The 13,434-nt window shown below is 66.0% G+C and carries 10 protein-coding genes and 1 tRNA gene; 4 read left to right on the forward strand and 7 right to left on the reverse strand.

Translation table 11 applies throughout. The features are described 5' to 3' along the window. Positions 1-44: 44 nt before the first annotated feature. Complete coding sequence (gene lon / locus AC3WJI_RS09505) at positions 45-2,501, reverse strand: endopeptidase La (RefSeq protein WP_492757013.1); 2,457 nt, start codon at positions 2,499-2,501, stop codon at positions 45-47. A 158-nt stretch (positions 2,502-2,659) separates the two neighbouring features. On the opposite strand from lon, the gene AC3WJI_RS09510 reads away from it, so the two are divergent. After that, positions 2,660-4,360, forward strand: coding sequence for a M1 family metallopeptidase (locus tag AC3WJI_RS09510; protein ID WP_492757023.1), 1,701 nt, complete (start codon positions 2,660-2,662; stop codon positions 4,358-4,360). 2 nt (positions 4,361-4,362) lie between these two features. Continuing rightward, entirely contained in the window at positions 4,363-5,424 is a 1,062-nt protein-coding gene (locus AC3WJI_RS09515) for a hypothetical protein (protein WP_492757014.1), read from the forward strand. Here AC3WJI_RS09515 and AC3WJI_RS09520 read toward each other — a convergent pair. From AC3WJI_RS09520 to AC3WJI_RS09530, 3 genes are all read right to left on the reverse strand, one after another. Beyond that, positions 5,421-6,020 (reverse strand): hypothetical protein, encoded by a 600-nt coding sequence (locus tag AC3WJI_RS09520; protein ID WP_492757015.1) that lies wholly within the window; start codon positions 6,018-6,020, stop codon positions 5,421-5,423. The genes AC3WJI_RS09515 and AC3WJI_RS09520 overlap by 4 nt on opposite strands. A gap of 125 nt (positions 6,021-6,145) precedes the next feature. Continuing rightward, the gene (gene clpX, locus AC3WJI_RS09525) at positions 6,146-7,411 is read right to left on the reverse strand and encodes an ATP-dependent Clp protease ATP-binding subunit ClpX (RefSeq protein WP_492757016.1); all 1,266 of its coding nucleotides are present in this window, start codon (positions 7,409-7,411) and stop codon (positions 6,146-6,148) included. 144 nt (positions 7,412-7,555) lie between these two features. Beyond that, positions 7,556-8,209 (reverse strand): ATP-dependent Clp protease proteolytic subunit, encoded by a 654-nt coding sequence (locus AC3WJI_RS09530; protein WP_492757024.1) that lies wholly within the window; start codon positions 8,207-8,209, stop codon positions 7,556-7,558. 442 nt (positions 8,210-8,651) lie between these two features. Between AC3WJI_RS09530 and AC3WJI_RS09535 the strand changes: the two genes are divergently transcribed. Next, entirely contained in the window at positions 8,652-9,686 is a 1,035-nt protein-coding gene (locus tag AC3WJI_RS09535; protein WP_492757017.1) for an SDR family oxidoreductase, read from the forward strand. A 130-nt stretch (positions 9,687-9,816) separates the two neighbouring features. Here the strand turns inward: AC3WJI_RS09535 and AC3WJI_RS09540 are convergent, their stop codons facing one another. Then, entirely contained in the window at positions 9,817-10,779 is a 963-nt protein-coding gene (locus AC3WJI_RS09540; RefSeq protein WP_492757018.1) for a glycosyltransferase family 2 protein, read from the reverse strand. A gap of 69 nt (positions 10,780-10,848) precedes the next feature. Between AC3WJI_RS09540 and AC3WJI_RS09545 the strand changes: the two genes are divergently transcribed. Beyond that, positions 10,849-11,433 (forward strand): DUF4328 domain-containing protein, encoded by a 585-nt coding sequence (locus AC3WJI_RS09545; protein ID WP_492757019.1) that lies wholly within the window; start codon positions 10,849-10,851, stop codon positions 11,431-11,433. A 69-nt stretch (positions 11,434-11,502) separates the two neighbouring features. Here AC3WJI_RS09545 and tig read toward each other — a convergent pair whose 3' ends face one another. Continuing rightward, a complete protein-coding gene (gene tig, locus AC3WJI_RS09550) occupies positions 11,503-13,170 on the reverse strand; it encodes a trigger factor (protein ID WP_492757020.1) in 1,668 nt (555 codons plus the stop codon). 65 nt (positions 13,171-13,235) lie between these two features. After that, positions 13,236-13,320: transfer RNA gene (locus tag AC3WJI_RS09555), tRNA-Leu, on the reverse strand. Positions 13,321-13,434: the final 114 nt, after the last annotated feature.

Below are 13,434 nucleotides of genomic sequence, written 5' to 3' on the forward strand. Positions count from 1 at the left end.
GTCAAACCCTCTGCGGCGGTTTTCGCCGCAAAAGTTACGCCTCTTCAATGATGAACGGCGTCGCCGATCCCCGGCACGTGCACCGGCGGCTGCGCCGCGAGCTCGTCCGCATCGGTCCAGTCGATCGCGGTGAGCGGCTCGACCAGCGCGCGCCGCAGCACTTCGTCGACATGGGACACCGGGATGATCTCGAGGCCCTCGCGAATGTTCGCGGGAATTTCGGCGAGATCCTTCTCGTTCTCCTGCGGGATCAGTACCGTCTTGATGCCGCCGCGCAGCGCTGCGAGCAGTTTCTCCTTGAGCCCGCCGATCGGCAGCACCCTGCCCCGCAACGTGACTTCCCCGGTCATCGCGATGTCGCGGCGCACCGGCACACCGGTCATCGTCGAGACGATCGCCGTCACCAGCCCGATGCCGGCCGAAGGGCCGTCCTTGGGCACAGCGCCCTCGGGCAAGTGTACGTGGACGTCCTTCCGCTGGAACAGGCTCGGCTTGATGCCATAGGTCGGTGCGCGGGCGCGGACGAAGCTGAACGCGGTCTCGACCGACTCCTTCATCACGTCGCCGAGCTTGCCAGTGGTCTTGATCGCGCCCTTGCCCTGCACGGTGACGCTCTCGATCGTCAGCAGCTCGCCGCCGACCTCGGTCCAGGCGAGCCCGGTGACCGCACCGATCTGATTCTCTTCCTCGGACAGGCCGTGGCGATACTTCTGCACCCCGGCATATTCGTGGAGATTGTCCGGCGTGATCGTGACGCTGGTTTCCTTGCCCTCGAGGATTTTCCGGAGCGCCTTGCGCGCCAGCTTGGCGATCTCGCGCTCGAGCGTGCGGACGCCTGCCTCGCGAGTATATTTCTGGATCAGCGCGCGCAGCCCCTCGGCGGTGAGGGTGAACTCGCCTTCCTTGAGCCCGTGCGCGTCGATCTGCTTCTGTATCAGGTGACGCTCGGCGATCTCGACCTTCTCGTCCTCGGTATAGCCCTCGAGCCGGATGATCTCCATGCGATCGAGCAAAGGCTGGGGCAGGTTAAGCGAATTCGCCGTGCACACGAACATCACGTCCGAGAGATCGATGTCGATCTCCAGATAATGATCGTTGAACTTGTTGTTCTGCTCGGGGTCGAGCACTTCGAGCAGCGCCGAGGCCGGATCGCCGCGGAAGTCCTGGCCAAGCTTGTCGATCTCGTCGAGCAGGAACAGCGGATTGCTCGCCCCGGCCTTGCGCAAATTGGTGACGATCTTGCCCGGCAGCGAGCCGATATAGGTGCGGCGGTGGCCGCGGATCTCGGCCTCGTCGCGTACGCCGCCCAGCGACTGGCGGATGAACTCGCGCCCGGTCGCCTTGGCGATACTCTTGCCGAGGCTGGTCTTGCCGACGCCGGGAGGGCCGACGAGGCACAGGATCGGCCCCTTCAACTTGTTGGTGCGCGCCTGGACCGCGAGATATTCGACGATCCGGTCCTTGACCTTCTCGAGCGCATAATGGTCCTCGTCGAGCACGGCCTGCGCCTCGGCGATGTCCTTCTTGAGCTTCGACCTTTTGCCCCAGGGCAGGCCCAGCAGCACGTCTAGATAGTTGCGCACCACCGTGGCTTCGGCCGACATCGGCGCCATCGTCTTGAGCTTCTTGAGTTCCGACGTCGCCTTGGTGCGCGCTTCCTTGCTGAGCTTGAGCGTCGCGATCTTCTGGGTCAGCTCGGCGACCTCGTCGCCGTCCCCCTCGTCGCCCTCATTGCCGAGTTCGCGCTGGATCGCCTTCAACTGCTCGTTGAGATAATATTCGCGCTGGGTCTTCTCCATCTGGCGCTTGACGCGGCTGCGGATCTTCTTCTCGACCTGCAGCACGCCGAGCTCGCCCTCCATGAAGGCGAACACCATCTCCAGGCGCTTGCGCGGGTCCTTCTCGACCAGCAGCGACTGCTTGTCGGAAACCTTGACCGCGATATTGGCGGCAACCGCATCGGCGAGGCGCGAAGGATCGTCGAGCTCGGCGAGCTGCACCGCCGTCTCGGCGGGAAGCTTGCGGTTGAGTTTGGCATAATTCTCGAATTGATCGACCACCGAGCGCATCAGCGCCTGGAGCTCGGGGCTCAAATTCTCGGGGGTGAGCTTGCTCACCTTCTCGCCCAAGTCCTCGCTGGCGGTTTCGAGGCGGTCGTCGTCTTCCTCGACCGGGCTTACCTGCGCGGTGAGGAACGCGCCCGATTCGTCGACCGATTCGAGCACGCCGCGCTCCTTGCCGGCGACGAGCACGCGGACGGTACCGTCGGGGAGCTTGAGCAGCTGCAGCACTTCGGCGGAGACGCCGGTGTCGTACAGATCCTCGCGGCCGGGATCGTCCTCGGCGGGGTCGAGCTGGGCGACGAGGAAGATTTCCTTGTCGTCCGCCATCGCCGCTTCGAGCGCGGCGACCGACTTGTCGCGGCCGACGAACAGCGGCACGATCATGTGCGGGAAGACGACGATGTCGCGAAGCGGCAGGACGGGATAGGACTGCTTCATGAATACTCCTGGGCCCGAGCGGCCCTCACTCTTCACTATATATGGGGCGCGCGCCAGCCGCATCAATCACCAAGGATTGATTGGCTGTGGACTGGCGCTCGCCGGCCGATCGCGGCATTGACGGGGCCTGCCTGAAGGAGGTTGCCATCACCACCCGTCTGCTGCTCGCCGCCACGCTCTCGCTGAGCGCCTCCCCCGCCCTCGCGCAGGTCAAACCGGGCGAGCCCCCGCTCACCGCGACCACCCAGGCATCGGGCGGACCGATCGACGCCGAGCGCGCGGCACTGCGGCTGGAGCATGTCGACCTTGCGATCGAGGTTTTCCCCGAGACGCAGAAGCTTCAGGGGGTCGCGACGCTCACGCTGACTACCTCCGCGCCGCAGCGCCGGCTGCTGATCGATCTCGACAAGAATTTGCCGGTCAGCGCGATCAGCCTCGACGGCGCGCCACTGCCGCAGTCGAGCTGGTCGAATCCCGAGGGGCGGCTGGCCGTGACCCTGCCCGCCTTGCTCGCTGCAGACGGCCGTGCGGTGGTGCGCATCGTTTATGGCGGCACGCCGCATGTCGCGGTGCGCGCGCCGTGGGACGACGGCATGGTGTGGAGCAGGACTCCCGAGGGCAAGCCATGGATCGCCACCACTGCCGAAGGCTATGGCTGCGACCTGTTCTGGCCGTGCCTCGACTTCCCCTCGGGCGAGCCCGCCAAGGTCGACCTGCAGATCACCGTGCCCAAGGGCCTCTCCGCGCCCTCCAACGGCGTGCTGCAGAAGGTCGACACGCTTCCCGACGGCCGCACGACATGGCACTGGCGCGCGCGCAGCCCGAACCCCTATTCGGTGGCGCTTAACATCGCGCCCTATGTCGAGATCAAGGGCAGCTATCGCAGCCGCTTCGGCAACACGATCCCGCTGCACTACTGGCATCTCCCGGGCCGCGAGGCCGGCGCGAAGGGGCTGTTCGCCGAATTCGCCCCGACGCTCGACTTCTTCGAGGCGAATGTTGGACCCTATCCCTGGGGCAACGAGAAGCTCGGCGTGGTCGAGACGCCCCATCTCGGCATGGAGCACCAGACGATCAACGCCTATGGCAACAATTACGCCAAGGACGCGACCGGGTTCGACTGGCTGTTCCAGCACGAGCTCGCGCACGAATGGTTCGGCAACCAGATGTCGGCGGCGAACTGGGACGATTACTGGCTCCACGAAGGCTATGGCCAGTATATGCAGCCGCTCTATGGCCGCTGGCGCGAGGGCGAGGCGCGCTACGCGGTGATGATGGAGAAATTCCGCAACCAGATCGAGAACAAGGCGCCGATCGTCTCCGGCCGGATCAAGACCGAGGAAGAGGTCTATGAGGCGGACAAGGGCGGTCCCGGCGGCGACATCTACGTCAAAGGGGCCTGGGTGCTCCACACGCTGCGCAACGCGATCGGCGACAAGGCCTTTTGGGAGGTCACGCGCCGGCTGGTCTATGGCCGCCCAGATCCCAAGCCGGGCAATTTCCAGCCGCGCTTCGCGACGACGCCCGAATATGTCGCGATCGTCAACCAGGTCACGGGCAAGGACATGACGTGGTTCTTCGACGTCTATCTGCGCGAGGCAGCGCTCCCCGAGCTGCTCGATACGCGTGAGGGCGGGCGACTGACGCTTCAGTGGAAGGCGCCCAAGGGCAAGCCGTTCCCGCTGCCCGTCGAGGTCCAGATCGACGATCGGGTCGAGACAGTGGCGATGACCGGCGGCACGGGCAGCATCGCCGTTCCGGCCGACGCGCATGTCGTCGTCGATCCGGCGTCGCGCATCCTCAAGCGCTCCACGGCAGTCGAAGCGATGCAGCGCGATCCGCGTGGCGGCGGCGAATGACGATGCGCTGGGCTTTCGTCCTCGCCGCGCTGGCCCTCCCCCATGCGGCTTCGGCACAGCTCTACGAAGGCAAGGCCGGCACCGCGCCGATCGTACTCGAACTGGACCAAGGCAAGGGCGCGCCGAGCGGCCGCTATTTCTACCGCAGTTCCCGCCTCGACATCGCGCTGGAGGGCGAGCGCGCGGGCGACAGCATCACGCTCCGCGCGCCCTCGACAGACGACAGCCTCACGCTGAAGCATGCGGGATCTGGCTGGGCGGGAAGCTTGACCACCGCCAAGGGCACGACGCTTCCCGTCTCGCTCGCCCCCGCCACGCCGCCCGCGGCACCGGCAGGCGCCCCCGCCGATCTCGGGGCGTATGAGCGAATGCAACTCGCGGGTCTGCGGCTCGAGCCGGGGACGGTCGAACGCAAGGGGACACGCACGATCCGCTGGTTTACCGAGCGGCGGACCGGCACTCGCCTGTTCCGCCTCGAAAACGGCTATGCGGCCGCAGTGCTGGCCAAGATCAACGCCGCACTGATCCGGACGCAGTGGGACCATGTCCGCAACTGGTTCGGTTGCCCCGCCCAGGGCGGCGGCGCGGGCATCGATATGGACGAGGTCAGCTCGGTCCATCTCGACGCCGCCTTTGTCAGCTATGCCTGGCAGACCGGCTGGGATTGCGCGGGCGCGGCGCATCCCGATTTCGGGACCGAGGGCGTAATCTACGACGCGCGCACCGGCGCGGAGGTCAAGCTCGACGACCTGCTCCGCTTCGGCAAGGCCCCGCCCCCGGCCGAGAAGTCGGACGCCTGGTACCAATATCGCGGCGAGGCTTTCGCCGAGGGACTGGTGGCCTTGCTCAAGCGCTATCATCCCAAGGAGATGGTCGCCGACGAGGCCGAAGGCTGCACCTACGACGACGCCGAGGTGTGGAGCTTTCCCTCGGCCTATCTCACCGCCGACGGCCTGTTCGTCGCCGCCTATTTCGCGCGCGCCAACCGCGCCTGCGACGCGCCCGATTGGGCGGTGATCCCGTGGAAGGCGCTGAACGGCCCGGCGGTACGGTCCCCCCGCTAGCTCAGCGGCCGCAGCACCCGTGCCAGCACATAGGCGAAGGCGATCTGCCACGGGGTGTAGATCTTGAGCGGCTGGATCAGGTCGCTCGCGAAGCTGTCGCCGTTCGCGCCGGTGGTGAGGTACATGTAGAGGCAGAAGCTGCCGACCGCGCCGAGCAGGACGGTGCCGAACGCCTCGAAGGTCAGGCTCGAGCCTTTGCGGAGCAGACCGAAGATCGCGCAGAGCAGCAGGCACCCGCCGCCGCCGATCGCCCCGCCGACAAAGCCGCGCAGGAAACCGACCTCGTCGCCGGTGATCCCCTGCACCGTCTTGAGCGCGACATAGTGCATCAGCGTGAAGCCGAGCAGGAAGACCAACGCCTTTACGCCGCCGCGGTGGTGCCGTTCGTGCCATACGAAGGGCAGGCCGAACAAGGGCGTGATCCACACCGCGCCATTGTCGATGTGCAAATAGAGCACCATCGCCAGCCCGACCACGTACAAGACGTGGCCAAGTACCAACCATTTGAAAGTCTCGAGGGCGGTAGGGTTGAGCGCCAGGTCGAACGGCGAATGATATTCACGCTCGTCGTCGTCGAGGATGGCAAAATCGGACATACGTCACCTCTCCATCTCGTCTTTACTATCGGAGGAGGGTGCGCCTTACGGCCGAGTCGGTCCAAACAAAAACGGCCGGAAAGAAGTCTTTCCGACCGCTTGTGCAGTATTTGGGCAACAGCGCGTCAGGCGGCGCTGCCGGCCTTTTCCTTGTTCGCGTAGATGCGGACCGGGTCCTTGCGGCCCTCGACCACGTCCTTGTCGATCATCACCTCGTCGACGCCGTCCATGCTGGGCAGGTCGAACATCGTGTCGAGCAGGATCGCCTCGAGGATCGAGCGGAGCCCGCGCGCGCCGGTCTTGCGCTCGATCGCCTTCTTCGAGATCGCGGTGAGCGCGTCGTCGTTGAAGCTGAGCTTGACCCCCTCCATGTCGAACAGCTTCTGATACTGCTTGACCAGGGCGTTCTTCGGCTCGGTCAGGATCTTGATCAGCGCGTCGACATCGAGGTCCTCGAGCGTCGCGATCACCGGCAGACGGCCGACGAATTCGGGGATCAGGCCGAACTTGAGCAGATCCTCCGGCTCGGTCTGGCGCAGCACCTCGCCGGTGCGGCGCTCCTCCGGAGCCGCGACATAGGCGCCGAAGCCGATCGACTTGCCCTGGAGGCGATCGCCGATGATCTTCTCGAGCCCCGAGAAGGCGCCGCCGCAGATGAACAGGATGTTGGTCGTGTCGACCTGGAGGAATTCCTGCTGCGGATGCTTGCGGCCGCCCTGCGGTGGCACCGAGGCCGTCGTGCCTTCCATCAGCTTCAGCAGCGCCTGCTGCACGCCCTCGCCCGACACGTCGCGCGTGATCGAGGGATTCTCGGCCTTGCGGCTGATCTTGTCGATCTCGTCGATATAGACGATGCCGCGCTGCGCCCGCTCGACATTATAGTCCGAAGCCTGAAGCAGCTTGAGGATGATGTTCTCGACGTCCTCGCCGACATAGCCGGCTTCGGTGAGCGTCGTCGCATCGGCCATGGTGAACGGCACGTCGAGGATGCGCGCCAAGGTCTGGGCGAGCAGCGTCTTGCCGCAGCCGGTGGGGCCGACGAGCAGGATGTTCGACTTGGCGAGCTCGACATCGGCACCCTTGGCGCCGTGGTTGAGCCGCTTGTAATGGTTGTGCACCGCGACCGAGAGCACGCGCTTCGCCTGCTTCTGCCCGATCACGTAATCGTCGAGCACGTCGCAGATTTCCTGCGGCGTGGGGACGCCGCCGTCCTTCTTGCTGACGAGCGCCGACTTGGTCTCTTCGCGGATGATGTCGTTGCAGAGCTCGACGCACTCGTCGCAGATGAACACGGTCGGGCCGGCGATGAGTTTGCGAACCTCGTGCTGCGACTTGCCGCAGAACGAGCAATAAAGCGTGCTCTTGGAATCGCCGCCGCTGAGCTTGGTCATTCAATCCATCCTTTACGCGCCGGACGCGTAGCCATTACCCGCCATCCTACACGCGGGTTCCCATCCGGCAATCCATAATCCGCCCAAACAAGCGGTTATCGCCGTCCGGGGACTCGCCCACGGACGGCTTATAATCCAACAATCTTAAGCAGCTGCTGCGTCTTCGGTCGGCTGCGGCCGCTTGTCGTACACTTCGTCCACGACGCCGAACGCCTTGGCCTCATCGGCCTCGAAGAAGCTGTCGCGGTCCATGACCTGCTCGATCCGCTCGATCGGCTGGCCGGTATACTTCGAATACAACGCATTCATCCGTGCGCGAATACGTAAGATTTCCTTAGCCTGGATCTCGATGTCCGACGCCATGCCCTGCGCGCCGCCCGAGGGCTGATGCAGCATGATTCGGGCATTGGTCAGCGCGACGCGCAGGCCCGGCTCGCCCGACGCGAGCAGGAAGCTGCCCATCGACGCCGCCTGGCCGATGCACACCGTGCCGACGCGCGGACGGATATATTGCATCGTGTCGTGGATCGCCATGCCGGCGGTGACCACGCCACCGGGCGAGTTGATGTACATCCAGATGTCCTTCTTCGGGTTCTCGGACTCGAGGAAGAGGAGCTGGGCGGTGATCAGCGAGGCCATCTGGTCCTCGACGCCGCCGGTCACGAAGACGATGCGCTCGCGCAGCAGGCGCGAGAAGATATCGAAGCTGCGCTCGCCGCGGCTCGACTGTTCGATAACGATGGGAACGAGACCGCCAGTAACGGGATCAATGGTCATCTGACCGGAAAGCGGATGCATGCGGGTTTTTCTCTTGGATGGTTGCCCAGGCGCCCAACATCGGCGCTCGGGCTGCGCGGCGCAAGGGGGGACGGGAAAGCGACCGAGCGACCCGGCTTCGTGCCCGGCAAAGTTGTCAAAGTTGCGCGTTCGGGCGCGATCGCTCTCTCCGGCGACAAGCGACACGTGCCGTGGACGCGCCACCAACGCGACGGCGACGCGCCACGAGCGCGCGGCCAAGGGCCATGCGCGCCGCAGCGCCGCGCCACCAACGCGCCTTGCAGGTCACACCGACGCAACTTTGGCGCCACCCTTGCGCGCCTTACCTGCGCGTCCGGTATTGCGCCCTCGCAACAAACGACTCCAGCGCTTTGCATGTGCCTGACCTCCCGCCGACCGAGCCAAGCGCAGCACTTCGAATCCTACATTGCAAGACGCCCCCGCCACGCCCACATCGTTACACATGAGCAAGGTTCTAGTGACCGGCGGCTCCGGCTTCGTCGGCAGCCATGTGATCCTCCGGCTGCTCGCGGCCGGACACGACGTCCGCACCACCGTGCGCAACCTGTCGCGCGAGGCCGAGGTGCGTGCGACGCTCGCAGCGGCGGGCGCGGACCCGGGCGACCGTCTGACCTTCTTCGCCGCGGATCTGGAGAAGGACGACGGATGGGCCGAGGCGGCGGCCGGCTGCGACTATGTCCATCACGTCGCCTCGCCCTTCCCGCCCGCGCAGCCCAAGGACGAACAGGAGCTGATCCGTCCGGCGCGAGAGGGCACGCTGCGGGTGCTGCGCGCCGCGCGCGACGCCGGGGTGAAGCGCGTCGTGCTGACTTCGTCCTTCGCCGCGATCGGCTATGGCCATGGTCAGCGCGACACGCCCTATACCGAGGAAGACTGGACCGATCCCGACGGCCCGGCGGTCCAGCCCTATATGAAGTCCAAGACGCTGGCCGAGCGCGCCGCCTGGGACTTTGTCGGCCGCGAGGGCAACGGCATGGAGCTCGCGGTGGTCAATCCGGTGGGCATCTTCGGGCCGGCGCTGAACGGCGACCTCTCGACCTCGATCTTCCTCGTCCGGTCCATGCTGGAGGGCAAGATGCCCGGCACGCCGCGGCTCTATCTCGGCGCGGTCGACGTCCGCGACGTCGCCGACCTGCATTTGCGCGCGATGACCGATCCGGCCGCGGCGGGCGAGCGCTTCCTCGCGGTCGCGGGCGACGCGATGTCCTTCCACCAGATGGCCGTGGTGCTCCGCGAACGGCTCGGCGCCGCGGGGGCGAAGGCGCCGAAGCGCGAACTGCCCGACTGGCTGGTCCGGCTGCTCGCGCTCTTCAACCCGCTGGCGCGCGAAGCGGTGCCGCGGCTGGGGATCCGGGCGAATGCGAGCAACGCCAAGGCACGCCGGGTGCTCGGCTGGACGCCGCGATCGAACGAAGAGGCGATCGTCGCGAGTGCGGAGAGCCTGATCGCGCTGGGGTTGGTGCACGCCGCCCGATAATGGAGCCCGTCAGACTGCCCTTCTCGTGCTCCTGCGAAAGCAGGAGCCAAGGGCCGCGAGCGACACCCTTCGTTACCCTGGGCTCCTGCTTTCGCAGGAGCACGGCGCGTCCCTTCATCGGGTCTGACGCTCAATCCCGGAACACCCCCGGCTGCGCCAGATAGGCCAGCCGCCGCATCTCGCGCCGGCCGCGGACCACGGTGTCGAGGATCAGCCCGGTGAACAGGTTGAGAAAGGCGAGGATCATCAGCCCCGTCGCGAGGATCGCGGTGGGGAAACGCGGCACCAGCCCGGTCTTCAGATAGGTGATTCCCAGCGGCACCGAGAGCAGCACCGCCATCATCGCGAAGACCGTCGCGATGAAGCCGAAGAACAGCATCGGCCGCTCAATCCGGTAGAGAACCGCGATCGTCTTCGCGATCCGGAAGCCGTCGCGATAGGTGTTGAGCTTCGACGCCGAGCCCTCGGGCCGCGCGAAATAGCGCGTCTCGACCTCGCCGACCGGCATCTTGAGCTCGAGCGCATGGACGCTGATCTCGGTCTCGATCTCGAACCCCGAGGAGAGCACCGGGAAGCTCTTGACGAAGCGCCGCGAGAAGACGCGGTAGCCCGAGAAGATGTCGGTGAAGCTGCGCCCGAACAGCTGGGCGAGCAGCCCGGTCATCGCGCGATTGCCGAGCACATGGCCGCGCCGATAGGCCTCGGCGGCCTCGTGGACGCGGGTGCCGACGATCATGTCGAGCCCCTCCTGGACCAGCCTGTCGACCATCAGCGGCGCGACGCTGGCGTCATAGGTCGCGTCGCCGTCGGCCATGACATAGATGTCGGCGTCCACATCGGCGAACATCCGCCGGACGACATTGCCCTTGCCCTGCATCCGCTCGCTGCGGACGATCGCCCCGGCCGCGCGCGCGACCTCGATCGTGCGGTCGCGGCTGTTATTGTCGTAGACGTGGATGGCGGCAGTCGGGAACGCTGCGCGAAAGCTCGCCACGGTCTGCGCGATCGCGGCTTCCTCGTTGTAGCAGGGCAGAAGGACGGCAATGCGCGGCGTCAGTCCCGCCTCAGTACGAGCATCGGTACCGTTCGACATATTTGTTCTTTGACATTCCCGCATCCTGGCGGGGATCATTCCGGCATCGAAGGGGGGAAAGCAATGGGAATGCGCAATCTCGGCGGGCTGACGCTCGCGGTAACGGTCATGGTCATCATCGACGCTCTCACGACGCCCGCCATATTGCTGAGCGCATGGTTGTTCCCGCAAGCCTATAGCGAGCATATCACGCCCATCGCCAATGAGGTGGACATGGCCACGCTGGCAGTCACGCTGCTCACCTTCGTGGTATTCGGCCGGTGGATCTATGTTGCGGGGAGCAATCTGGTCGAAGCCGGGTACCAGGACCTTGAATACACTCCGGCCGCCCGGATCTGGTGGTTCGCAGTGCCCTTCGCCAATCTGGTGAAGCCGTTTTATGGCATGCGCGAATTGTGGAACGCCAGTCATGGCGAAGGCGATTACACGCGCAATGACGGGCTCGTGAGCGCGTGGTGGGGGTTATGGCTGCTGCACGGCTTTGTCGGCTACTTCGCCCAAATAGCCGGCGGCCCGAATGCCGGGACGGGACCGTTCGTGTTCCAGTCTGCCGCCGGAATCGCTCTGGCGGTGGCTGCGATCCGGCTGATCCGCGGGATTGCCGAGGCGCAACCTAGGCTGGCGTCGCCCGAGCTCGCCGAAGTCTTCGCCTGACAAAAGCAAGCCCGCCGCTCCCCGATCGGAGCGGCGGGCTGCCGTACTTCGCCGAGCCGCGCGGCTCGCTTAGTCCGCCTTCTTCTTCGCCGGCGCCTTTTTCGGCTTGGCCGGAGCCGCCTCGCCCTCGGCGGCTGCCTCGGCCTTCGCTGCAGGCGCCTTCTTGGTCGGCGCCTTCTTCACCGGCTCGGCCTGGACGAGCTCGTCGCCGGGGGCGGCGGGCTCGATATCGGCCTTTTCGACCTTCTTCGGCTTGGCGGCCTTCTTCGCCGGCGCTGCCTCGGGCGCTGCGTCGGTGGCCGGCGCCTCAGCGGCAGGCGCTTCCTCCGCCGCCGCCTTCTTGGCCTTCTTCGCCTTGGGCTTGTGGTTGTCGTGATCGTGGGTGTGCGTGCCGGTGTCGAAGCCCTCGTCGGACTCGATCGCGGCTTCCAGCTCCTCGCGGGTCACTTCGCGGTCGGTGATCTCGGCCTTGTCGAACAGGAAGTCGACGACCTTGTCCTCGAACAGCGGCGCGCGCAGCTGGGCAGCCGCCATCGGCTCCTGCTGGACATATTGCATGAAGCGCTGGCGATCCTCGGGGCCGTATTGCTGCGCGGCCTGGGCAATCAGCCGGTTCATTTCCTGCTGGTTGACTTCGACGCCATTGGCGGTGCCGATCTCGGAGAGCAGCAGGCCCAGGCGGACGCGGCGCTCGGCGATCTTGCGGTAATCCTCGCGCTCGGCCTCGAGCTCGGCCTTGGCCGCGGCCGGATCGGCCTCATGCTCGGTCTCGTGCATCAGCTGGTGCCAGATCTGGTCGAACTCGGCCTCAACCATCGACGGCGGCACCGCGAAGTCGTGGCCGGCGGCGAGCTGGTCGAGCAGCTTGCGCTTCATATAGGTGCGGGTCAGGCCGTTGAGCTGCTGCTCGATCTGGCCCTTCAGGAGCCCCTTGAGCTGCTCGAGGTCCTGCAGGCCGAGCTGCTTGGCGAAGTCGTCGTCGATCTTGGTCTCGCCGGCGGTCTTGACCGCGGTGATCTTGAGGTCGAAGGTCGCGGGCTTGCCGGCGAGATCCTTCGAGCCGTAATCCTCGGGGAAAGTGACGCTGATCTGCTTCTCGTCGCCGGTCTTGACGCCGACGAGCTGGTCCTCGAAGCCTGGGATCAGGCGGCCCGAGCCGATCTCGACCGCCATGCCTTCGCCGGTGCCGCCCTCGAAGGCGACGCCGTCGGCGGTCTTGCCGACGAAATCCATCGTGACCTGGTCGCCAGTCGCGGCTTCGTGGCCCTCGCCGGCATCGTCCCAGCCCTTCTGGTTGCTGGCGAGCTGGTTGAGCTGCTCGTCGACCGCCGCATCGTCGGCGGGGACGGTCAGGCGCTCGAGCTTGAGGCCGTCGATCGAGGGCGTGGGGACGTCGGGGAGCACTTCGAGCTCGACCTTGATCTCGGCATCGGCGCCGGGGGCATAGTCGCCCTCGAGGCTGACCGAGGGCTGCATCGCCGGGCGCAGCTTGTGCTCGGCGAGGAGCTGCTGCACGCCTTCCTGGATCGAGGTGTTGAGCGCGTCCTGCGCGATCGCCTCGCCGTGCATCTTGCGCACGAGATTGGCGGGGACCTTGCCGGGACGGAAGCCGGGCATGCGGACCTGCGGCGCGACCCGCTTCACTTCGGCATCGACCTTCTTGTCGATATCCTTGGCGGTGATCTTCAGCGTGTAGGCGCGCTTGAGGCCCTCGTTCAACGTCTCGACAGTCTGCATCAGTTCGAACTTCCAAAAAGAATGAGATCGCGGCGCCGGGACGCTGATCAGAGAGCGGCGGTGCCTGGTGCGGGCGAAGGGACTCGAACCCCCACACCTTTCGATACCAGAACCTAAATCTGGCGCGTCTACCAGTTCCGCCACGCCCGCGTAGGGCACCGCCGGTCGGCGGGCTCTATAGCAGTCATGGGGCCCGGGGCAAGCCGCGAAGCAACCGCCCCCGCCCCGCCGCGTTGAGCAGCGGACAAGGAGAAGCCGCATGCC

This window comes from Sphingomonas sp. FW306-1B-B10E, assembly GCF_058782005.1.